Source organism: Pseudomonadota bacterium (genome assembly GCA_013285445.1).
In the GTDB taxonomy this organism is placed as follows: domain Bacteria; phylum Pseudomonadota; class Gammaproteobacteria; order Xanthomonadales; family Wenzhouxiangellaceae; genus Wenzhouxiangella.
In genome coordinates, this window is record CP053448.1 from 550,986 (window position 1) to 574,088 (window position 23,103).

Genomic DNA, 23,103 nt, shown 5'->3' on the forward strand with positions numbered 1-23,103 from the left:
GTGCGTATCCGGGTTCTAAGCACGTCTGGCCCGGCCGAGTCCGCCGAAGCGGCGCTCGCGAGCCGAGAAGGCGTCCAGGGCGGCCTCGAGGTGGCTATCGTCAAAGTCGGGCCACAGCACGCCAGTAAAATAGAGCTCGGTGTAGGCCAGCTGCCACAGCAGAAAGTTGGACAGGCGCATCTCGCCGCCGGTGCGGATGAGCAAATCCGGCGGCGGCAGATCACCGAGGGCCAGGGTGCGGGTAAAACGCTCGGTTGTGATGTCCCCGGGCGCGAGCCGTCCAACGCGGACCTGTTCGGCCAGTCGCCGCGCCGCCGCGGTGATATCAGCCTGACCACCGTAGTTCACGGCCACGTTGAGCAACAGACGCTGGTTGCCGGCCGTGCGCTTTTCGGCGCGCTTCATGCCGTCCTGAAGGGGCTTGCTGAAGGCGCTGCGATCACCGATGAAACGCAGTCTGACGCCGTGCTCGTCGAGCTTCCGGACCTCGCGGTTGAGCGCCTTGAAAAACAGTTCGAGCAGCTGTCGTACTTCGCTGCGCGGGCGGTTCCAGTTCTCGCTCGAAAAGGCATAGACGGTCAGCGCCGGGATGTCGCGTTTCATGACCGCCTCGATCGTGCGCTTGAGTGCTTCGCTTCCCGCCTGGTGGCCCTGGGTTCTGGGCTTGCCGCGTCCGCGTGCCCAGCGCCCGTTGCCATCCATCACGATGGCGATATGCTGTGGTAGGGAGAACGCGTCGGCCAAGGTCAGATTTCCATCAGCTCCCGTTCCTTGACGGCAACCAGTTCATCGACCCTGGTGACGTACTGATCGGTCAGCTCCTGAATGATCGTCTCGCCCCGGTGGGCGTCATCTTCGGTCAGGTCCTTGTCCTTGAGCAGGTCCTTGAGCTGATGATTGGCGTCGCGCCGGATATTACGGATGGCGATCTTGGCCTGCTCGCCTTCGGCATGCACGACCTTGGCCAGTTCTGCGCGTCGCTCTTCGGTCAGCGCCGGCAGCGGAACACGAATGTTCACTCCGGCGGTCGCCGGGTTGAGTCCGAGGTCGGAGGTCATGATGGCCTTTTCGATCTTGCCGACCATCGATTTGTCAAACGGCACGACGCTCAGCGTCCGGGCGTCCTCTGCACTGATGCTCGCCGCCTGGTTCAGCGGCACTTCCGAACCGTAGTAGTCGACCGTGACGTGTTCGAGCAGGCTGGGGTGGGCACGTCCGGTGCGGATCTTGGCCAGTTCCGCCTTGAGCGCGGCGATGCTTTTTGCCATGCGCTGTTCGGTCTCTTTACGGATTTCATTGAGCATGGTTCACCTCGTTGTTCAACGCCGTGATCGTGTTGCAATCGACCGCAGATTCTAACGCCTTGCCGAAGCCCTCAGCTAACCAGCGTGCCGACATCCTCACCGTCGATGACGCGACCCAGCTCCCCGGGTCGGCTGAGGTTGACGATGCGAATGGGCATCGACTGGTCCCGACACAGGACAATGGCGTTGGTGTCCATGACCTGCAGCTTGCGCTCGATGACTTCATCATAGCTGATGCGGCTGTAGCGCGTTGCCTGGCTGTCGGTTAGCGGGTCGGCCGAGTAGATGCCGTCGACCTTGGTTGCCTTGATCATCAGATCGGCACCGATTTCGATCGCGCGCAGGCTGGCTGCCGTGTCGGTGGTGAAAAAGGGATTGCCTGTACCGGCCGCGAAGATCACGGCACGGCCCTTTTCCAGATGACGTACGGCGCGCCGGCGGATGTAGTCCTCGCAGACCTCGCGAACGGAGATTGCCGACATCACCCGGGTGGTCACGCCCTTGCCTTCGAGCGCATCCTGCAGCCCGAGCGCATTCATGACCGTGGCCAGCATGCCCATGTGATCGCCGGTAATCCGGTCGATGCCCGATGCCGCCAGCCCCTTGCCGCGAAAGATGTTGCCGCCACCGATCACGATACCGATCTGGATCCGCTTGCTGACGACAGCCGCCACTTCTGCGGCAATGCGCGAGCTGACCTTGGGGTCGATACCATAGTCAAGCTCACCGAGCAGCGCCTCGCCGCTGATCTTGAGCAGTACGCGCTGGTAGGTGGTCGTGCGCACCGGGCCTAGCTGCCGCGCGCCTGCTGCATCACTTCAGTGGCGAAGTCCACCTCATCCTTCTCAATGCCTTCGCCAACTTCCAGACGCACGAACCGGCTCACGCTGGCGCCGCGCGACTTGAGCAGCTGGCCGACCGTCATGTCGCTGTCCTTGACGAACGGCTGACCGGTCAACGTCAGCTCCGACAACCGCTTGCGCAGCCGGCCGCTCACCATCTTCTCGACGATTTCCGGCGGCTTGCCGCTGTCTTCGGCCTGGGCGACGAGGATCTGCTTTTCCTGCTCTATGACTGCTTCGGGCACGTCTTCGGCATCGCGCCAGGCCGGGTTGAGCGCCGCAATATGCATGGCGATATCTCGTGCCAGCGCCTCGTCACCGCCGACCACGCCGACCAGGACGCCAATGCGGCCACCGTGGATATAGCCACCGAGAATGCCGTCATCGTCCACGCTCAGCCGCGCCATCCGCCGGACCTGAATGTTCTCGCCCAGCTTTGCGACCAGGTGCTGGCGTGCATCATCGACACTCCGGTCATCGTCCAGCGGCGCGGCGCTGAGCGCCTCGACGCTGTCGGCGCTCAGCGCCACTGCGGCGACCCGCTCGGCAAACTGGCGAAAGTGTTCGTCCTTGGCCACGAAGTCGGTTTCACAGTTGATCTCTACAAGTACGGCCCCGCGGTCCGACTCGGCCATGACCACCGCACCTTCGGCCGCCACGCGGCCGGCTTTCTTGTCGGCCTTGGCCAGGCCGCTCTTGCGCAAATGCTCAATTGCGGCGTCGATGTCACCACCGGTTTCGACCAGCGCCTTCTTGCATTCCATCATGCCGGCGCCGGTGCGGTCGCGCAGTTCCTTGACCTGTGCTGCAGAAATGCTCATTGCCTGTCACTCCTTGGGAAATGCCTGCCTTACGCGTCGCTGTCGTCTGCGGCCTTGGCCGCAGTCTTCTTGCTGGCGGCCTTCTTGGCCGCCTTTTTCTTGGCGGTCTTCTTGCTGGCTTTCTTCTTCGCCGTTTTCTTGCTGGCCTTTTTCTTGGCGGTCTTGGGTGCGCTAGCCTCGTCTTCGCCTTTCTCGGCGGCTTCGGTGGTGGCTGCGTCGTCGCCCTCGTCTACCTTGCCGGCTTCGGCGGAGGGTGCAGCGGCACTGGCCGGTGCCTCGGCGGCTTCGGTGGTGGCTGCGTCGTCGCCCTCGTCTACCTTGCCGGCTTCGGCGGAGGGTGCAGCGGCACTGGCCGGTGCCTCGGCGGCTTCGGTGGTGGCTGCGCCACCGCCCTCGTCTGCCTTGCCGGCTTCGACAGAGGGTTCAGCGGCACTGGCCGGCGTCTTTGGCGCAGCGGTGGGCGCCTTTCTGGCGACCTTCTTGTGCGCGCCCTTGCGCGTGGTCTTCTTGCGGGCCGGCTTGCCGCTTGACTGGACCGGATTGCCGTCCTCATCAAGCTCGACGAACTCGTCGGCATTGCCGTCTTCGGGCAGCGGTGCAGACGCCCGCCCTTCGAGGATGGCGTCAGCGGCCAGCTGAGCGTACAGCCGAATGGCGCGAATGGCATCGTCGTTGCCCGGGATCACGTAGTCGATGCGATCGGGCGAGTGGTTCGTGTCAACCACGGCGACGACCGGGATACGCAGCTTGCGGGCTTCGGCCACGGCGATATCCTCGTGTCCGACGTCGATTACGAAAAGCGCATCGGGCAGGGCATTCATGTTCTTGATGCCCCCCAGGCTGCGTTGGAGCTTGTCGCGCTCGCGGGTCAGCTCAAGCACTTCCTTTTTGACCAGCTTTGCAAACGTGCCGTCGTTTTCCATCTCCTCGAGCTCCTTGAGCCGATTGATGGAGCCACGCACTGTGCGGAAATTGGTCAGCATGCCACCGAGCCAGCGGTGCGAGACATACGGCATGCCGCAGCGCTGCGCCTCTTCCTCGATGGCCTGGCTGGCGGCGCGCTTGGTGCCAACGAACAGAATGGTACCGCGCTTGCTGGCCAGCCGGCTGAGGAAGTCCAGCGACTCCTTGAGCAGGGGCAGGGATTCTTCCAGGTTGATAATGTGGATCTTGCCCCGGGCGCCGAAGATGTAGGGTTCCATCTTCGGGTTCCAGTAGCGGGTCTGGTGACCGAAATGCACGCCGGCTTCCAGCATCTGGCGCATCGTGACGTTTGGCATGACAAAACTCCATTTGTCGCTGGACAGCCGCGACCAGCCCGTGACGGGGTTGCTCGGCAGCGGCTTGTCCGGGGTTTGGGCCTCCGCTGATCCCATGCGCCGATCCTCGGCCCCGAAGGCCGGGACAACCCCGACGCATGTGTCGACCAGCGTGTGTTTTATTGACTGCCGAGCCGGTTGGCTGGCAAATCCGGACTATTGTAGCGGATTGTTGGGGAGAAGGGCAAACTCCGGTTACGGCTTCGGGGTTCAGGGCCTCGATCCCCGGATAAGCGCTTCGAGTGTTTCGGAAGTTGGCCGTCAGCGTCCTGAAGCTTGTTTTAGGGCCCAATGAGCGCGACATGATTGCTGTAGAGCGACTGGCTGGCGTGGTTGAGGGATGCATCACTGGCGTTGTACGGCGCGCAGACAACACCTGCCCGTGACCGGTGCTAACCGGTCAATGTCAGCGGGCTCACTTGGATCGAAGGCGGCTACTCGAGCTGACAGGCGGCGTGATAGAGCCAGTCGAGGCGTAAGGCGGTCTTGGCGAAGTCCAACCGCCACTGGCGAGCCCGCCTGACCAGCCGGGCTGCCGCATGGATCAAGTAGCGGATGATGGGCCGGATCGAGTGCTTGCGATTATCGGCGGGCAGGAAGGTGTACTGCAGCATCCTGAGCAGGATCTGGGCGAGTTGTCCGCACAGATAATAGGCCTGATTGGCATGGAAGTCCCGGCAAGGGGGATGATGCAGGTCCAAGTCGATCAGCGGGCCCTTGAAGGCATTCTCCTGACCCTGTTTCTGGCGATGACGGGCGACCAGCTCCCCCACGGGCAAGTCATCGCGCGAGACGAGAATGATGGTGTAGGCCGGTTTCAGGCGTTGCTGGGCGCCATCGTGGGTGCGGCGGATGACGACATAGGCGTGCTCACGCCAGCCCTGTGGGCGGTGATGGACCACCGTGGCCTGCTCACCCATGCCGATATCGGTCCAGGCCGACTCCGACAGGCCGGTGAGCATGCGCAGCACCGGAGCACGGAACCCATCGTGGGTGACACTGACCGAGTAGTCCCAGCCCTGCTGATGGCAGAAGTCCACGAATGCCCGGTCGTAGTAAGCATTGTCGACATGCACCCAGACCGCTTCGTCCGGACCGAACCAGTCACGGATCGATTCGAGCTGCTCGCGCCAGCCGGCGGTGACCGACACACCGCCGGGATGCAGCCGGCCTGCCGCCCACAGACCACCCACGAACACCCCGTGCAGCCAGTACTGCTGGGTGCCGTCGTAGCCTTTGCCTGAACGCTCGAACAGCCGGCCTTCGACCTCGATGGCCGAACCATCGACAAACACCGGCACATAACCCCGACTGGCCTGCTCATGGGCCACCACCTCAGGCCCCAGCTCGGCGGCAACCGATCCCACCAGGCGCTCGAGCGAAGCCACATCGGCCACGCCAAACCGGCTCAGATACTCACCCAGACGTCGACTGTCAGGCACCTCACTCAAGCCCAGCAGGCGCCGCGAGGTGTCATCACAGCGCAGCGCGTCCACGTCCGACAGCGCACCGCCACCGGCCACCTGCGACGCCACAAGACTCAACACCATCTCCGCATCCGAAGCTCCGCGACGACGACGCTTGAGCGACAGCGCCCGGGATAAACGCCGGCCTAGCCCAAGCCGCCTGAAAATCTGCCCCAGAAAAACCCAGCCCCCTCGATGCGTCAAACGCGCATCCGTGAAATCCACATCGACCTTGGCCGGCATTCCCGCTATCCTGTCCATCAAGCGCACCTTTGGAGTGAGTGGTTTTGTCACCCGGCATTGTGCCGTAATCACTCCAACTGGTGCGCTTCTTCGTTTACAGGGAGATCCTTATCCGGGGATCAAGGGGTTCAGGGGTCAGTCGTCGCCGGGTGCGCTATGCTGATGGCGGGATCCTGCAACCATTCCCGCAACCTGCCGTGCGGAACGAGGGAGCGATTATGGACGAAGAACGGGCGATTTCTCTGGCCGAGGCGCCGGACTGGCTGCCGCAGTTTCTGCAAGCCGTTTGGGCCTTTCTGGCCGCCTATCCACCCGTGCTGGCGCTGGCGGTTGCCGTGGCCGGGGTCGGTCTGGCGCTGGTCGGCCGCGGACTGGTGCTGTTCTGGGGTGGCAAGCTGACCTCCCGCATCCAGGGTGATCTCGATGAGCGCCTGCTGCGCATCATAGCCAATGTCGCCGCTCTGGTGCTGTCCTATCTGGCCGTGGCGCTGGCGGTGCAGGTGCTCGGCCTGAATGATCGCGTCGAACAGATCATCATCCGCATCCTGCTCAGCCTGCTGACGTTGCGCCTGATGATGTCGGCCCTGCGCGCCGGCCATGTCGGGTTGGAAATCCTCGGGCGCCTGCGTCAGCGCTTTGCCATCATCGAGGAGCGCACCATCCCGTTGTTCGACCTGGCCATGACGGTGCTGGTCATCGGCGCCGCCGCCTACGCGCTGCTGCTGGTCTGGAACATCAACCCGGCCGCCTGGCTGGCCTCGGCCGGTGTGGTAGGCATCGCCGTGGGCTTCGCCGCGCGCGACACCCTGGCCAATCTGTTTGCCGGGTTCTTCATCATCGCTGACGCGCCCTACAAGCTGGGCGACTATGTGGTGCTCGATACCGGTGAGCGCGGCGAGATCACCAAGGTCGGCATCCGTTCGACGCGCATCCTTACGCGCGACGATGTCGAAATCACGGTGCCCAATTCGATGATGGCCAACTCGCAGATCTACAACGAGTCGGGAGGAAAGTGGGTCAAGTTCCGAATCCGCATCAAGGTGGGCGTGGCTTACGGCAGCGACGTCGACGCGGTCGTCGAGTTGCTTGAGCGAGTCGCCAGCGATCACGATACCGTGTGCAAGGATCCCACGCCGAGGGTGCGCATGCGCGGGTTCGGCGACTCCAGTCTGGACTTCGAGCTGCTGTGCTGGGTCAGTCATCCGTCCGAGCGCGGGATGGTCAGCCACGAGCTCTACATGACCGTCTACAAGGCACTCAACGAGGCCGGTATCGAGATTCCGTTTCCGCAGCGCGATGTGTGGATGCGCGGTGGCGGAGCGGATGATTCAGTTGCCGCGCAGACGCTCAATCAGACTGGCGACAACTGACTCCGCAGGCCACTCATCCTTGGCGCCGCCGCGCCGACGGTATTCCACTACGCCCTGGTCCAGCCCCCGGTCGCCGATGATGATCTGATGCGGGATGCCGATCAGTTCGGCATCGGCGAACATCACGCCGGGCCTGAGCGTGCGGTCGTCGCAGAGCACTTCGATGCCGGCGGCGGTGAGTGCCTCGTAGTATTCTTCGGCCTGCTCGCGCACGCGGTGCGACTTGTGACCGTTGATCGGCAGCAGGATGACCTGGAAAGGCGCCATGGGTTCAGGCCAGATGATGCCCGCCTCGTCGTGGTTCTGCTCGATGGCGGCGGCGACGATGCGCGACACGCCAATACCGTAACAGCCCATGGTCGGGTGCACGCCGCGGCCGCCCTCGTCCATCACCACGGCGTTCATTGATTCGGAGTACTTGCGGCCGAGCTGGAAGATATGGCCGACCTCGATGCCGCGGATGATCTCGAGCGTACCGTCGCCTTCCGGGCTGGGGTCGCCGGCGACGACCTTGCGCAGGTCGGCCACCTCGGGCAGGGCCACATCGCGCTGCCAGTTGATGCCGAAATAATGCTTGTCGTCGATATTGGCGCCGGCGCCGAAATCGCTCATCACGGCCACCTGGCGGTCGACCACGCAGGGGATCGGCAGGTCGACCGGGCCGAGACTGCCCGGGCCGGCGCCGATAACCTCGCGGATCTCGGCTTCGGTGGCCATGCGCAGCGGCGCGGCCACCAGCGGATGCTTTTCGGCTTTGACTGCGTTGAGCTCGTGATCACCGCGCACCAGCAGGGCCAGGAAGTCGGCCTCGCAGGCTTCGCTGGCCTCGACCACCAGTGTCTTGACAGTCTTTTGTACCGGCAGGCCGAACTGCTCGACCAGCTCGGCAATGGTCTTGGCGTCGGGCGTGTCGACCAGGCGCATGTCCACGGTCGGTGCGGCGCGCTCGCCCACCGCCACCGCCTCGGCCAGCTCCACGTTGGCTGCATAGTTTCCGCCCGGCACATGGGCGATGGCGTCCTCGCCGGAGTCGGCAAGGACGTGGAACTCGTGACTGATCGCGCCGCCGATGGCGCCGGAGTCGGCTTTGACGGGCTTGAACTCCAGCTGCAGACGCTCGAAGATCCGCGAGTAGGTGTCGAACATCACCTGGTAGTACTCGGCCAGGCTCTCGTCGCTGATATGGAAGGAGTAGCCGTCCTTCATCAGAAACTCGCGGGCCCGCATTACGCCAAAGCGCGGGCGGATCTCGTCGCGGAACTTCCACTGGATCTGGTAGAAGCACACCGGCAGCTGCTTGTAGGAGCGGACCTCGGCACGAGCAAACTCGGTGATGACTTCCTCGTGGGTCGGGCCGAAGGCGAACTCGCGCCCGGCCCGGTCGGTGATCTTCAAAAGCAGCGGGCCAAAGTCAGACCAGCGGCCGGTTTCCTGCCACAGCTCGGCCGGCTGAATGGCGGGCATCAGCATCTCCAGCGCGCCGGCGCGGTCCATTTCCTCGCGTACCACCTGCTCGACCTGGCGCAGAACCTTCAGACCCAGCGGCGTCCAGTCGTAGATGCCGGAGGTCAGTTTGCGGATCATGCCCGCGCGCAGCATCAGCTGGTGACTGACGATCTCTGCGTCGGCCGGCACTTCGCGCTGGGTGACGAGGTGGAAACGGGAGGTTTTCATGACAATCGGCTTGTGGCTAAACGCGGAATTCTAGCAGCCGGGCGTCCGGATTGGCACCGGACGAAGGGCACACCAGGTGCGGTCCTCGCGCGATTCTCGGAACCCGGAGCCCTTGAACCCTGTACCGATTCAGCACCACTCGTCGATAAACGCCTGCGTCTCCTCGATGATGCGCTCGCGTTCTTCATCGTCGATGATGCGTTGCTCGCCGTCCTCGCCGCGAATGGTGATGTTGGGTCGACGCAGCAGGTTCTCCAGGTTGCTGCGGGCCTGACGACAGCGCTCGGCGACCATTTCGGGATCCGGCTCGGTTTCGGTCATTTCGGGCTGCTCGGGCGGCTCGCCTGGACGGTTTGCGTCTGCTGCCTCCTGCGTGTCCGGCGCGGGCGCCGGCGCCTGTTCTTCTTCGAGTTCGATGCCCATTTCGACGAATTCCACCCCCTCAGGCGGACGCGCCGAGTAATGGACGACCCCTTCCTCGTCCACCCACTTGTAAATGGTTTCTGCGGTTGCGCTTGCCGCGGCCGCCGTCAGCAGGCCCAGCAGCAAGGCAGCGATCAGCACGGGTGTAGTCGCTTTCATGATCCTCAACCGTCCTTGTCAGGGGTGTCAGCAACCGACTTTGCCCCACTCGGGCGCCCAGCGCAAGTCATGGGCGGGATGCTATTCTTGTCCCTTCCCATTTTTCGGCTGCATTTCGATGGCTGACGACGATCGATCCGAACAGATTCCGGTGCGCGGGGCATTTCTGCTGCCCAACGCGCTGACCACCGGTGCCCTGATGGCCGGATTCTTCGCGGTGGTTTCGGCGATCGGGGACCAACCGGTGGCCGCCTGCATCGCGGTCATGATTGCCGGCCTGCTCGACGGACTCGACGGTCGGGTCGCCAGGCTGACGGGCACCCAGTCGCAGTTCGGCGTTCAGTACGATTCGCTCTCCGACATGATTTCCTTCGGTATGGCACCGGCGGTGCTGGTGTTTACCTGGGCCCTGGACTCGCTGGGCGAGCCGCAAACCGTGGCCGCCAAGATCGGCTGGCTCGGAGCGTTTTTCTACTGCGCCTGCGCTGCCCTGCGCCTGGCCCGGTTCAATACCCAGGCTGGAGTCGCCGACAAACGCTATTTTCAGGGTCTGGCCAGTCCGGCTGCTGCCGGCACCCTGGTGGCTCTGGTCTGGTTTGCCGTTGACCGCAATATCCCACCGACGCTGCTGGCCTGGCCACTGCTGGTCATGACCATTTTGCTTGGCACTCTGATGGTCTCGCGCGTGCGCTATTACAGTTTCAAGGCCGGACCGCGCGGAGACCGGGTGCCTTTCGCGTGGATCTTCTTGCTGCTGGTTCTGCTGGTTCTGCTGGCCGTTGACCTGCCGGCGGTCCTGCTGACCGTCGGGCTGTTGTACGTACTGTCCGGCCCGGTCATGACCGGGCGCGGTCGCTACCATCAGCGTCGCAGACGGCGCCGGGAGCAGCGCGATGGCGATCACTGACGGGGATTCCCTGCAGCGGCTCAACGCACTCGGAATCGAGGTCTGGGTGCGCCGGGATCAAACGCGCGGATCGCGGCTTGCCGGTTCCGACGGCATCGCCCAGAGCGACGATCAGGGTCTGCGTATCCGGCTGGCTTCAGCGTCGGGTGAATGGTTGCTGGTCCAGTCGCGTCCCTGGGACGGGAGTCACGCCACGCTGCTGGCCGACATCACGTCCGTGATTGGCACCGAACGCTGCCGCTTCGGCCAGTGGGCACGCTCGGCGTCAGCCGGTCTGGCGCTCGGAGAGCTGCCTGACCAGGGCATTCGGCACGTGCTGGCGTTCGGTCCGCTCCCCGGCGGCTGCAGCGAGCGCGCGTTTCCCAGTGTCCCGACGCTTGACGAGCTTGCGCGCAGCGGCCGCGCGCGCAAACGGCTTTGGCAGGTTCTGTCCTCCTTGCTGGATCACTGATGGTTGCCGTTCTGTCGCCTCGACTGACCGTGCGCGCGATGAAGCGTGATGATCTGGCCCACGTGGAAGCCATCGAGACGGCATCCTATCCGTTTCCCTGGAGTCGCGGGATTTTCCAGGACTGCCTGCGCGTGGGCTATACCTGCCGTGTGCTGCTGGACGGAGAGGCTCGCTGCGGTTACGGCATCGTCTCGATTGCCCTTGAAGAGGCACATTTGCTCAATCTGTGCATTCATCCTGATCGCCGCCGCGAAGGTCTGGCGGCAACCCTGCTCGAACACCTGATCAACGAGGCCCTCCTGCACCGGGCCAGTCGCCTGTTTCTGGAAGTCCGACCGAGCAACGCCGCGGCCGTCGCGCTGTATCGCAGCAGGGGATTTCGCGTCATCGGTCGTCGACCGGGCTACTATCCGGCCCGCAATGGTCGCGAAGATGCTGTGGTGATGGTGCTGCATCTGGATCGCCAGCAGCGGGAATGAACCGATCCGGCCATTCGGCGCGCAGCGACACGAGCCGATACGTTGCAGCCGTCGGTGCCGAGCAAGCCGATCAAGCCTGGTCGTTTCCTTCCGGATCAATGCCTGCCTCGACGAGCACGCGCCGAAGCGGCTCGAGCCGTTCGGCGACGGCCCGCCACCGGCCGATCGAACCGGTGTGGAAAGGCTGGCGCACCTGGACTGCGCTGGCGGTGGCGGCCGCGGTGTCCAGCCGGTGAATATCGAGGACGTCCTGCCGCCATTCCAGGCCGCAATGCTGCAGGAGGCGACGGCTTTGCGCTTCAGGGGAGCGAACCAGCGCCTCGTAGTCGAGCGTCAACAGTGACTCACGCGGCAGCCGGTCCTCCAGCGCCCTCGTCAGGCGGCGGTGCGCCACCAGATAACGACCGATCTGCTCGAGATCGTAGCTGAAGCTGTATCCGGTATTGAACCGGGTCCGGAACAGTGCATATCCGGTATCCATGGGGTTGCGGCGCGTCAGAATCAAGCGCGCCCCGGGCAGCGACCGGTGAATGAGTGCTGCCCACAGGTCGTTGCGCGGCATCTTGTCGACGAATCTCTCCGTTTTTCCGGTGCGCGGACGCGTGCTTTCAATATAGGCCTGCCCGAGCAGGGCGGGATCGAACGCCGTGGAATGCGTCATCAGGCGCCGGTAGGCCTGTGCGGCAGACTTGACCCCCAGAAGTCGCTGCGCCTCGGACCGGAAGTTGTGCAGTTCACCGGCGGCGAAGACCCCAGGATGACCACCGAGGATTCGCTCGACCAGCGTCGAGCCGGTCCGCGGCAGGCCGATGATGAAGATCGGTTCCTGGCTGTCATGCCCGGAGGCCGCGATTCGATCGAGCAGGCCGTCTGCTAGCGCGTCTGCCACGGTATTCAGGTCGTCGAACTCACCGGGCGTTCGGTCGGGCATGTGTTCCCGCATGATCGCGGCGCCTTGCCGATAGGAGTCAAAGGCCTCCATCGGTCGACGCAGATCGTCGAGTTCCTTGCCCAGCGCGTAATGCACATGACTGGCTGCAACCCACGACAGATTGCCCCCCAGCCTCGCCCGAAGTTCGTCGACGTGGTTGTCCGTCTCGGTCTGCCGGCGCAGCACACTGCGGCTGTGCAGGGCCAGGCAGTCGTCGGGGTCGAGTGCCAGTGTGCGCTCGATCAGCTGCCCGGCTTCGTCGATCCGCCCGAAGAACATCAGCGAAGTGGCCAGGTTGTACAGAGCCGCGGGATCGTCGGGCGCCCGCTCCAGAGCCCTCTGGAACACCTCCAGAGCACGCTCGTGCTCGCCCAGACGGCTGAAGACGTTGCCGATCGTGTCGAGCGTTGCATGATCGGTCGGCTGCAGCGACAGCGCGGACCGGGCAGCGTCCCCGGCTTCGCGGTAGCGACCGTCAAACACGAGACACTTGGCATGCTGAGCCGACAGGGCTGCCGAATCGGGTGCCAGTCGGCGGGCGGTTTCCGCCGCATCGAGGGCGCGAGCGGCCTCGCCGCAGCGCAACCACACCTCGCTGAACACACCCCAGCCCGGCGCATAGTCGGGGAACTGCTGCACCAGGCGCTCGGCCGCGGGGCCGGCATGGCGAATCTCGCCGCGGCCGAGCGCGGCGTAAGCCCGGTCGAGCAGAGCCTTGCGTTGTGTCGTGTTCAATGCGCTGGCGGCCAATTGCTTCAGGCAACCACGGGTGGCCCGGCCGGGCCATGCAGGTGCCGGGAATTCGGGAGTGCAGACCGCTTCATTATAGATCCTGGCGGGACATCACGCGGGCCGCTTGCTGCCGGGCCGCGCGGCTTGCCGGTTGAGATCTCGCTATCGAGCCCGACATGGATCGCGCGCTTTGGACGGGTGGTCGGCGACCTGCTCCGGCAACCATGACTTCTGGCCCATGACGACCTACCATCCTGGTGTTATAGTTCACCAACACACTTAATTGGCTCTCCCCAAAGGCAAGGCGCATCATGAACAAGACGCTGGCACTGTTGCTGGTCGCGAGTCTGGGCTTTGCGACGGCGTGCGGTTCGAACGAGGCACCTGCCCCGAATGAGGGCACGGAGGATGAAACGACCGTCCCGGTCGAGGCGGTCGCCGCCCGCCAGGATGTGATCGAGGCCTACTACTCGGCCACGGCGACACTCGAGGCCGATCGCGAGGCGGCGGTGGTTCCGCGCGTCAGCGGCCGCATTACCGCCATCGAAGCCGAAGAGGGCGACCGGGTCAGTGCCGGCGATGCGCTCGCCCGCATCGACGACGAACGGCTCAAGCTGGAGCTGGCCCGCGCCGAGGCCGATCTCAGGCGGCTGCGCCAGGATTTGGAGCGCCAGCGCGAAATGCACCAGCGCAACATGATCAGCACCGAGGCGTTCGAACGCTTGCAGTATGAGTTCGAAGCCCAGCAGGCCGCGTTCGAGCTGGCCCGTTTGGAGCTCTCCTACACGACGATCACAGCGCCCATCGACGGAGTGGTCTCGGAGCGCATGGTCAAAGTGGGCAACATGGTCTCGACCACCGAACCCGTCTTCCGGGTCACCGCGCTCGATCCGCTGATCGCCACGCTGCACGTGCCCGAGCGGGAGCTGACCCGACTGGCCGCCGGCCAGCTGGCGACGCTTGGCGCCGACGCCATTCCAGGCGAGCGCTTCACGGGCGTGATTGATCGCATCAGCCCTGTGATTGACGCCGACTCGGGCACCTTCCGCGTCACCGTGAAGTTGCGCGATGACTCCGGCCGACTGCGTCCCGGCATGTTCGGCCGTTTCGATATCGTCTACGACCGGCGCGAACAGGCGGTCCTGGTGCCGGTCGAGTCGGTGCTGATGGAAGATGGTGAGGCGACCGTGTTCGTCGTCGCCAACGACACCGCCGAACGCCGCAGCGTGGAAGTCGGCTATCGCAACAACGGCGACTACGAGATCGAGGCCGGTATTGAGCCGGGTGAGTCGGTTGTGGTGACCGGCCAGGCCAGCCTCCGAAGCGGCGCGCGGGTACAGGTGCTTCATCGCGAGCCGCCGCAGGCGATTCGCGCCGAAGCGATCGCCGAGCACATGGAATCGGTGGATGCCTCGTCATGAACGCACTGAGACATTCACTAGCAAGGGCGCATTCAGGGCTTCGCACGTGTGCGCTCACAAGGCGCGCTGAATGAGTCCCTGCCTATGAATGCCTCAGTAATCCGTCTCGCCACGCGCCGGCGGGTGACCATCGCTATGTTCACCCTGGCGGTGCTGCTGTTCGGGCTGGTGTCGCTGTCCAGGCTCGATGTCAGCCTGCTGCCGGATCTGGCCTATCCCACGCTGACGGTTCGCACCGAGTTTGCCGGCGCAGCCCCGGGTGAGATCGAGAATCTGATTACCCGGCCGATCGAGGAAATCGTTGGCGTCGTCCAGGGCGTGCGCCACGTGCATTCGATTTCGCGCACAGGCCAGTCGGACGTGACCCTGCAATTCGCCTGGGGCAGCGACATGGACCGCGCCGCGATCGACGTGCGCGAGCGGATCGAGCGGCTGACCCTGCCACTGCAGTCCGATCGCCCGCTGCTGCTGCGCTTCGATCCCTCCACAGAACCGGTGATGCGCTTCGCGCTCTCGCGCGACAGCTCGGAGGCTGCCCGCGAGGCCGACGCCGCCAGCCGGATTTTGCCGGCTGACGAGACCGACGAGTTCGCGACGCTGCGCATCATCAGACGCCACGCCGAGGAGCGGCTCAAGAAGGCCATGGAGTCGATCGAGGGCGTGGCTGCGATCACGGTCTCCGGCGGCCTGGAAGACGAAATCCAGGTGCTGCTTGACCAGTACCGCCTGGCCCAGCTCGATCTCGCCCCGGCCGAAGTCGCCGGGCGGCTCCGCGCCGAGAACGTCAACCTGTCCGGCGGCCGGCTGGAAGAGGGCACCCGGCAGTTCCTGGTGCGAACCATCAACGAATTCCAGACCGTTGACGAAATTTCGGGCCTGATCGTGACCACGCGCAATGGCGAACCGATCCGCCTGCGCGACATTGCCGAAGTTCGCGAGGGCTGGCGCGAGCGTGACGCCATCACCCGCGTGGACGGTCAGGAGATGGTCGAGCTGGCGCTGTACCGGGAAGGCGATGCCAACGTCGTGTCGGTGGCTCGAGCGGTCGAGCAGCGACTGGAACGCATCCGCGCCGAGCTGCCTGCCGACCTGGCGCTGACCCGCGTCTACGACCAGTCCGTGTTCATCCGCAGCGCCATCAACGAAGTCGTTCAGGCTGCCCTGATTGGCGGTCTGCTGGCCATCGGCGTGCTCTATCTGTTTCTCAGAAGCGCGCGGGCCACCATTGTCATCGGCCTGGCGATTCCGATCTCGGTCGTCGCCACTTTCGCCGCCATGTATGGTGCAGACGTTACGCTCAACATCATGTCGCTGGGCGGCATCGCCCTGGCCGTCGGCCTGCTGGTCGACAACGCCATCGTCGTGCTCGAGAACATCGCGGCCAAGCGCGAACAGGGCCAGGGCCTGATCGAGGCCGCCCGGGAAGGGGCGGGGGAAGTCTCCGGCGCAGTCGTGGCCGCCACCCTGACCACCATCGCCGTGTTCCTGCCGCTGGCCTTTGTCGACGGCATCGCCGGACAGCTGTTCCGCGACCAGGCCCTGACGGTGACCTTCGCGCTGCTGGTCTCCCTGGCCGTGGCGCTGACGCTGATTCCCATGCTGGCCTCACTGGGCGAGGCGCCGCGCAATCGCGTCGGCGGACAGCTGCCGCCGGAGGTCAACGATGCTGTCCGGCCCGGCGGCTGGATGGCGCGTCTGCGTGCCCGCCTGCACGGCGCCCTGACCGGACTGTCTGTTCTGATCGTGCGATTGGTCGCCAGTTTGCTGCGGGGTGCCGGCAAGCTGACCGGGCTGTTGCTCAAGCCTGTGGTGGCCGTGTTCAACCGGGGCTACGATGCGCTTGCGAGGGCCTATCCGGCCGTGCTCGAGGCCTCGATGAGGCGCCGCGGCCGCACGGTGCTGCTGGCGCTCGGTCTCTTTGCGCTGGCCATGGCCCTGTTGCCGAGGCTGGGCATGGAGCTCGTACCGGCGCTTGAGCAGGGTGAATTCCGGGTGGAGATCTCGCTTGGCCCCGGCACGCCGCTGGAGCAGACCGACGAGCTCGTTGCCGGGCTGGCACAGGTGGCCCGCGGCTGGCCGCAGGTCGAGCGCACCGACGCGCTGGTGGGCGCCGGAGACCGCATGGACGCCAACCCGGAGGAAGCCGGCGAGCACCGCGCCACGCTCAACGTGGTGCTGCAACCGGGCGCCGACGGCGCGGCCGTCCAGGCCGCCCTGCGCGACTACCTGGACCAGCGAGCAGACGTAGACTACACCATCGGCCAGCCCGAACTGTTTACCCTGGCCACGCCGCTGGAAGTCGAAGTGGCCGGCTACGAACTCGAGCAGCTCACCGGCGTGGCTGCCCGCATTGCCCGGAGCATGAACGAGTCGCCGCGCTTTGTCGACGTGCGCTCCTCGGCCGAGCAAGGTTACCCGGAAATCCGCATCCGCTTTGATCACGAGCGTGCCGCGCGACTCGGTTTGAGAGCCGACCAGATCGCCGACACGGTGGTGCGGCAGGTGCGCGGCGACGTGCCCACCCGCTTCAGCTTCCGCGAGCGCGAAATCGACGTGCGGGTGCGCGCGCTCGACGAGCAGCGGGCCTCGCCGGAGTCGATCGGCCGGCTGGTGGTCAATCCCGACGCCGAGCGCCCCGTCACGCTGGCTGCCGTGGCCGACATCGACATCGCAATCGGCCCTGGCGAGATTCGCCGTGTCGGGCAGCAGCGCGTGGTCGTGGTTTCGGCCGAGGCCGGCTTCGGCGATCTGGGCTCGGCCGCCGCCGAGGCGCGCGCGATCATTGACGCCATTCCCATGCCGCGCGGCGTCAGCGCGCGCGTGGCTGGTCAGAGCGATGAGATGCAGCGCGCCTTTGGCTCGCTCGTCCTCGCCCTGGCCCTGGCGGTGTTCCTGGTCTACCTGGTCATGGCCTCGCAATTCGAATCGCTGCTGCACCCCTTCGTGATCCTGCTGACGATTCCGCTGGCGCTGACCGGTGCGGTGTTCGCGCTGTGGCTGACCGGCACGACCCTTTCGGTGGTGGTCTTCATCGGCGTGATCATGCTCGCCGGCATCGTCGTGAACAACGCCATCGTGCTGGTCACGCGCATCAACCAGCTGCGCGAGGCAGGCATGGTGCGCGAGAGCGCCATCGTCGAGGCCGGCCAGGCGCGCCTGCGGCCGATCGTGATGACGACATTGACCACCGTGCTCGGGCTGCTGCCCCTGGCGCTTGGCTTGGGTGAGGGGTCGGAAATGCGCGCGCCGATGGCGGTGGCGGTCATCGGCGGCCTGCTGCTGTCAACGGCGCTCACCCTGGTTGTCATTCCGGTCGTCTACAGCCTGCTCGACCGGCGGCGCACGGCCGCCGACGACCACGCGACCGAAGTCGCAACGAGCGCGCCATGAACCGGCTGCCGCGCCTGGCCATCCGGCGCCCGGTGACCACCTGCATGGTCTTTGTCAGCCTGGCCGTGTTCGGCCTGTTGGCCACGCGGCTGCTGCCGCTGGAGTTCTTCCCGGAGGTCGATTTTCCCGGCATGATGATCGAGATTCCCTATCCCGGCAGCTCGCCCGAGGAGGTCGAGCAGCTGATCGCCCGCCCGGTTGAGGAAGCCCTGGCAACCATGGCCGGCATCCAGCGGATGATGACCAACGTCGGTCCGGACAGTGTCGTGGTGACCGTGTTTTTCGACTGGGACGCCGACATGGACGCGCGCGGCGTCGAGGCCAAGGACAAGGTCGACGGCATTCGCCATCGCCTGCCCGACGACGTCGATCACGTCTTCGTGCGGCGGTTCACCAGCACCAATGATCCCATCCTGGGCCTGCGGATCAGCGCCAGCAGCGATCTCAGCGACGCCTGGGAATTGCTCGACCGCAACGTGCGCCGGCGCCTGGAGCGCATCGAGGGCGTGGCCAGCGTCGTGATCGACGGTGTCGAGCCGCGCGAGCTGCGCATCCTGCTGCACGCCGATCGGGTGGCCGCGCACGGCGTGGACATCAACGCGCTGCGAGCGCACCTGCGCGCGGCCAACTTTTCGGTCTCGGCCGGCTACGTCGACGACCTCGCCGCCGGCCGACGGCTTCGCGTGACGCCGCTGGGCACCTTCTCCGGAATCGACGAGATCCGTCGGCTGCCGATCAACGACCGTGGCCTGCGGCTCGGCGATGTTGCCGAAGTCAGCATCGAGTCGCCGCCGCGCCGCTACGAGCGGCTGCTTGATGGCCGCTTCGCGGTCGGCGTGAGCGTGTTCTCCGAGAGCGGCGCCAACCTGGTGGCGGTCAGCCGCGCCGTGCTGGCCGAGGTCGAGGCCATCAATGAACTGTCCGAGATGGAAGGCATCAACCTGTTCGTGATGTTCAGCCAGGCCGAGGGTGTGGTGCAGTCGCTCAGGGATCTCGCCCTGGCCGGCCTGCTCGGCGCGCTGATGTCGATGGTGGTGCTCTACGTGTTTCTGCGCCAGTGGGCCACCACGCTGATCGTGATGCTGTCGGTGCCGGCGGCCATTCTGATCACCCTTGGCGCCATGTACTTCCTGGGTCTGACGCTCAACATACTGACCATGATGGGGCTGATGCTGGCCATCGGCATGCTGGTCGACAACTCGGTCGTGGTGACCGAAAGCATCTACCGCTGCCGGCAGCGCTTTCCCGATCAGCCCGCCCGGGCCACGCTCATCGGCGTGCGCGAAGTGGCCATGGCCGTGACCGCCGGCACGCTGACGACCATCATCGTCTTCCTGCCCAATATCTTTGGCGCCCAGAACGAGATCACGGCCTTCCTGTCCTTCGTGGCCTACGCCATCACGGTGGCGTTGCTGGCCTCGCTGCTGATCTCGCAGACCATCATCCCCCTGCTCACCCTCAAGGTGCCTGCGCCACCGCCGCCAAAGGCCGGCGGCTGGCTCAATCGTCTGACCGATGCCTATGCCGGATTGCTCGACATCAGCCTGCGCCATCGCTGGATCACGGCCCTGGCCGTGGTCGCGCTGCTGGCCAGTGCCGTGGTGCCGATCGGGCAGATCAAGACCAACATGTTTCAGCAGGCCGAAGGCGAGCGGATGATGCTGCACTACAACGTGGTTGGCAGCTACTCGCTCGAGCGGGTTCGGCGCGACGTCGATCGCATCGAAGACTACCTGCGCGAGAACCAGGCACGCTTCGGCTTCGAATCGCTCTACAGCTACTACAGCGAAGACCGCGCGGAGACCACGCTGATCCTCGATCCCGAACGCGACGTATCCAACGAGCGCATTCGTGAGCGCATTCGCGAGAACCTGCCGGCGATCGCCATCGGCCGGCCGAGCTTCGAGCCCCAGCGCGGCAGCGGCGGCGAATCGCTCAGCGTGACCGTGCACGGCGAGTCCAGCGAGCGCCTGTTCGAGCTGTCCGAGGAGGTCGCACGCGTGCTGGCGAGTGTCGAGGGTCTGGTCGATGTGCGCTCGGAGGCAAGCGCCGGTGCCGAGGAGGTGCAGGTGCGGATTGATCGCCTGCGCGCCATTCGCCACGGGCTGTCGAGTGAGCAGGTCGCGCAGGCCGTTGCCGTGGCCATGCGCGGCGAGCGGCTCAACGAATTTCGCGGTCCCGACGGCGAAATGAGCCTGCGCCTGGCCTTCCACGGCGGCGACCGACAGAGCGCCGCGCAGCTGGCCAACCTGCCGCTGGTCAACGCGCAAGGCGAGCGCATCCGATTGGCGTCGCTGGCCGAGTTCAGGACGGTTTCCGCGCCGACCAATGTCTTCCGGCTCAACCGGCGCACCAGCGTCAACGTCAACATGAACCTCGACGCGCTCTCGGCGGGCGAGGCGCGCCAGGCCATCAGCGCCATGATGGCGCAAGTTGCCCTGCCGCCTGGCTACGGCTGGAGTTTCGGCCAGGCCTTTCAGCAGGAAGACCAGGCCATGACCCAGATGGTGTTCAACATGCTGCTGGCCGTCGCGCTGATCTTCATCGTTATGGCGGCACTGTTCGAGTCGACGTTGTTCCCGGCCTCGATCATCACCTCGATTGTGTTCTCCTTTGTCGGCGTGTTCTGGTTCTTCCTCATCACCGGCACCGAGATGTCGCTGATGGCCATGATCGGCATGCTGGTGCTGATGGGTATCGTCGTCAACAACGGCATCGTGCTCATCGACCATGTCAACAACCTCAGGCGCCGCGGCATGGCCCGCGACGACGCGGTCATCCAAGCCGGCCGCGATCGCCTGCGCCCGATCCTGATGACCGCCGCCACCACGATCCTGGCCATGATTCCGCTCGCGCTCGGCCAGACGCGCATTGGCGGCGGCGGTCCGCCGTATTTCCCGATGGCCCGGGCAGTCATCGGCGGCCTGGCCTTCTCGACCGTGGTCAGCCTGGTCGTCGTGCCCTTCGTCTACGTGCTGCTGGATCGGCTTCGGGCCTGGACGCGCGGGGTTCTGTTCCGGGCCGGCCAGCTGTCCGCCCGGCGCGCCTCCCGCTGAACACGCCCGGTGGGCTGTGCGACACCGAGTCAGCGCGAAGCGGCTCATGTCCGGGTGTGCGGAAAACACAGCTGGCGTCAGGCCGTTGCGCGATAAGGGGGTGGTCCAGCGCTTCGGACTGACCTGGTCTCGTATCGAATTTGCGGCCAATTCGGGCGGTGGGGTCGGCCTGGGCAGTATCATTGACCCTTCTGTCCGGGTTTCGAATCATGTCTCATCCCAACGGCTCCGAGCCGGGCTTTGACGCCCTGGGTCTGCCCGCCGAGCTTCTGACCACGCTGCAAGCGCTCGGTTACGAGGCGCCGTCGCCGATCCAGGCTGCGACCATTCCGGCGCTGCTGGCCGGGCGTGATGTGCTCGGCCAGGCGCAGACCGGCACCGGCAAGACGGCCGCGTTCGCGCTGCCCATCCTGGCCCGATTGAAGCCCGGCGAGTCTCGTCCGGCCGCGCTGGTGCTCGCGCCGACGCGCGAGCTGGCCATCCAGGTGGCCGAAGCCTTTCAAACCTACGCCAGCGGATTACCCGGTTTTCACGTCCTGCCGATCTACGGCGGTCAGGCCTACGCGCCGCAGCTCAACGGGCTCAAGCGCCGCCCCGACGTGGTGGTTGGCACGCCGGGGCGCATCATCGACCACCTGGGCAAGGGCACGCTCAGGATTGACAGGCTCCAGACCCTGGTCCTCGACGAGGCCGACGAAATGCTGCGCATGGGCTTTATCGACGACGTGCGCGACGTCATGGAACGCATCCCGGCGAGCTGCCAGAAAGCGCTGTTCTCGGCGACCATGCCCGATCCGATCCGGCGCATCGCCGAACGCCACATGAGCCAGGCCGAGCACATCACGATCCGCTCGAAGACCACCACGGCGACCAATATCCGGCAGCGCTACTGGATGGTCAGCGGCGTGCACAAGCTCGATGCGCTGACGCGCATCCTGGAGGTCGAGGAATTCGACGCCATGCTCGTGTTCGCCCGCACGCGCATCGCGACCGAGCAGCTTGCCCAGCGCCTGGAAGCGCGCGGGTTTTCATCAGCCGCCCTCAACGGCGACGTGCCGCAGAAAAACCGCGAGCAGATCGTGGATCGTCTGAAAAACGGCGAGATCGACATCCTGGCGGCCACCGACGTGGCCGCCCGCGGTCTCGACGTCGAACGCATCAGTCACGTCGTCAACTACGACATTCCGCACGACACGGAAGCCTACGTCCACCGCATCGGCCGCACGGGCCGGGCCGGTCGCTCGGGCGAGGCGATCCTGTTCGTCGCCCCGCGCGAGCGCGGCATGCTGCGGGCCATCGAGCGCGCGACGCGCCAGCCGATCGAGCCCATGGCGCTGCCGACCGTCGGCGATGTCAACGCCCAGCGCCTGGTCCGCTTCCAGGCGCGGATTCAGGCCGCACTCGAGAGCGACGGGCTGGACGCGGGACGGGAGACCGTAGAGCAGACACTGGACACGCTGGATACCTCCATCGAAGACCTGGCCGCGGCACTTGCGATGCTTGCGCGCGGCAATGCGCGCAGGCTGGCCGACGACCGTGAGCCGGTCGACGAATCGGGCCCGGAAACAGGGCGGGCGCCGCGCGGGCAGGGTGCACCATCGCGCCGCGACACCGCGCCCCGGCCGAAGGGCAATGACGACCTGGTCCGCTATCGCATCGAGGTCGGCGCAGGCCATGGGGTGAAGCCCGGCAACATCGTCGGCGCGATCGCCAACGAGGCCAAGCTGGATTCAAGCCAGATCGGACGGATCAATATCCAGCATGATTTCAGCACTGTCGATCTTCCCGCCAACCTGGCCGCGGAGACCCTCGGGCATTTGCGCACAGTGCGTGTGGCCAGCCGGCCTCTCCTGATCAGGCTGGATGCCGGCGGGTCCGGCCAGGCCGCGCCCGGGCCGGGCCAGCCCGCTCGCGCCGCCTCAAACCCGAAGCGCCCGGCCGACAAGCCAGCGCCGGCGGACAGACCCCGGATGCCTGACAAGAACGAGTCGCGAGATCAGGGTGGGCGGGATACAAGAAAGAAACCGGATCAACCGGACAAGCCCAGGCCAGCGCGCCCGGCCCGAACGCGTGCCGAACGCAAGGCCCGGTTCAAGTCGCGCAAGGGGACCTGAA

General features: G+C 65.5%; 17 protein-coding genes. 8 read left to right on the plus strand and 9 right to left on the minus strand.

Annotation, left to right across the window (positions count from 1 at the left end; genetic code table 11):
• Positions 1-15: 15 nt before the first annotated feature.
• The 6 genes from uppS to HND55_02630 form a co-directional block, all read right to left on the minus strand.
• Complete coding sequence (uppS, locus tag HND55_02605) at positions 16-702, minus strand: di-trans,poly-cis-decaprenylcistransferase (protein ID QKK03961.1); 687 nt, start codon at positions 700-702, stop codon at positions 16-18.
• Positions 703-746: 44 nt separating this feature from the next.
• Entirely contained in the window at positions 747-1,304 is a 558-nt protein-coding gene (gene frr, locus HND55_02610; GenBank protein ID QKK01640.1) for a ribosome recycling factor, read from the minus strand.
• Between the two features lie 71 nt (positions 1,305-1,375).
• On the minus strand, positions 1,376-2,089 hold the full coding sequence (locus HND55_02615; protein ID QKK01641.1) for a UMP kinase: 714 nt from the start codon (positions 2,087-2,089) through the stop codon (positions 1,376-1,378).
• 5 nt (positions 2,090-2,094) lie between these two features.
• Positions 2,095-2,967 carry an elongation factor Ts gene (locus HND55_02620; protein QKK01642.1) on the minus strand — a complete coding sequence of 291 codons (873 nt, stop codon included), beginning with the start codon at positions 2,965-2,967 and terminating at the stop codon, positions 2,095-2,097.
• A 29-nt stretch (positions 2,968-2,996) separates the two neighbouring features.
• Positions 2,997-4,247, minus strand: a complete 1,251-nt coding sequence (rpsB, locus tag HND55_02625) for a 30S ribosomal protein S2 (protein QKK03962.1) — start codon at positions 4,245-4,247, stop codon at positions 2,997-2,999.
• Between the two features lie 473 nt (positions 4,248-4,720).
• The gene (locus HND55_02630) at positions 4,721-5,995 is read right to left on the minus strand and encodes an IS1380 family transposase (protein ID QKK01643.1); all 1,275 of its coding nucleotides are present in this window, start codon (positions 5,993-5,995) and stop codon (positions 4,721-4,723) included.
• Between the two features lie 218 nt (positions 5,996-6,213).
• Here HND55_02630 and HND55_02635 point away from each other — a divergent pair, with 218 nt between their 5' ends.
• Positions 6,214-7,365 (plus strand): mechanosensitive ion channel family protein, encoded by a 1,152-nt coding sequence (locus tag HND55_02635; GenBank protein QKK01644.1) that lies wholly within the window; start codon positions 6,214-6,216, stop codon positions 7,363-7,365.
• Here the strand turns inward: HND55_02635 and HND55_02640 are convergent.
• Entirely contained in the window at positions 7,324-9,039 is a 1,716-nt protein-coding gene (locus tag HND55_02640) for a proline--tRNA ligase (GenBank protein QKK01645.1), read from the minus strand. The two genes, HND55_02635 and HND55_02640, sit on opposite strands and share 42 nt — an antisense overlap.
• Before the next feature lie 129 nt (positions 9,040-9,168).
• Positions 9,169-9,621, minus strand: coding sequence for a DUF4124 domain-containing protein (locus HND55_02645; GenBank protein QKK01646.1), 453 nt, complete (start codon positions 9,619-9,621; stop codon positions 9,169-9,171).
• A 118-nt stretch (positions 9,622-9,739) separates the two neighbouring features.
• Between HND55_02645 and pssA the strand changes: the two genes are divergently transcribed.
• From pssA to rimI, 3 genes are read left to right on the plus strand one after another with little or no spacing between them, the layout of a single operon-like run.
• Entirely contained in the window at positions 9,740-10,528 is a 789-nt protein-coding gene (pssA, locus tag HND55_02650) for a CDP-diacylglycerol--serine O-phosphatidyltransferase (protein QKK01647.1), read from the plus strand.
• Positions 10,515-10,979, plus strand: a complete 465-nt coding sequence (locus HND55_02655; protein QKK01648.1) for a hypothetical protein — start codon at positions 10,515-10,517, stop codon at positions 10,977-10,979. Before pssA ends, HND55_02655 begins: the two co-directional genes overlap by 14 nt.
• Entirely contained in the window at positions 10,979-11,458 is a 480-nt protein-coding gene (gene rimI / locus HND55_02660) for a ribosomal protein S18-alanine N-acetyltransferase (protein QKK01649.1), read from the plus strand. Before HND55_02655 ends, rimI begins: the two co-directional genes overlap by 1 nt.
• Positions 11,459-11,528: 70 nt before the next feature.
• On the opposite strand, the gene HND55_02665 is transcribed toward rimI, so the two are convergent.
• Positions 11,529-13,124: a tetratricopeptide repeat protein gene (locus tag HND55_02665; protein QKK01650.1), complete on the minus strand. Its 1,596-nt coding sequence runs from the start codon at positions 13,122-13,124 to the stop codon at positions 11,529-11,531.
• A gap of 308 nt (positions 13,125-13,432) precedes the next feature.
• Here HND55_02665 and HND55_02670 point away from each other — a divergent pair, with 308 nt between their 5' ends.
• The 4 genes from HND55_02670 to HND55_02685 all read left to right on the plus strand — a co-directional run bounded on the left by HND55_02670 (position 13,433) and on the right by HND55_02685 (position 23,102).
• Positions 13,433-14,542 carry an efflux RND transporter periplasmic adaptor subunit gene (locus HND55_02670; protein QKK01651.1) on the plus strand — a complete coding sequence of 370 codons (1,110 nt, stop codon included), beginning with the start codon at positions 13,433-13,435 and terminating at the stop codon, positions 14,540-14,542.
• Between the two features lie 84 nt (positions 14,543-14,626).
• Positions 14,627-17,932: an efflux RND transporter permease subunit gene (locus HND55_02675; protein ID QKK01652.1), complete on the plus strand. Its 3,306-nt coding sequence runs from the start codon at positions 14,627-14,629 to the stop codon at positions 17,930-17,932.
• Complete coding sequence (locus HND55_02680; GenBank protein ID QKK01653.1) at positions 17,929-20,988, plus strand: efflux RND transporter permease subunit; 3,060 nt, start codon at positions 17,929-17,931, stop codon at positions 20,986-20,988. Before HND55_02675 ends, HND55_02680 begins: the two co-directional genes overlap by 4 nt.
• Before the next feature lie 209 nt (positions 20,989-21,197).
• A complete protein-coding gene (locus HND55_02685; protein ID QKK01654.1) occupies positions 21,198-23,102 on the plus strand; it encodes a DEAD/DEAH box helicase in 1,905 nt (634 codons plus the stop codon).
• The last annotated feature ends 1 nt before the right edge of the window (position 23,103 follow it).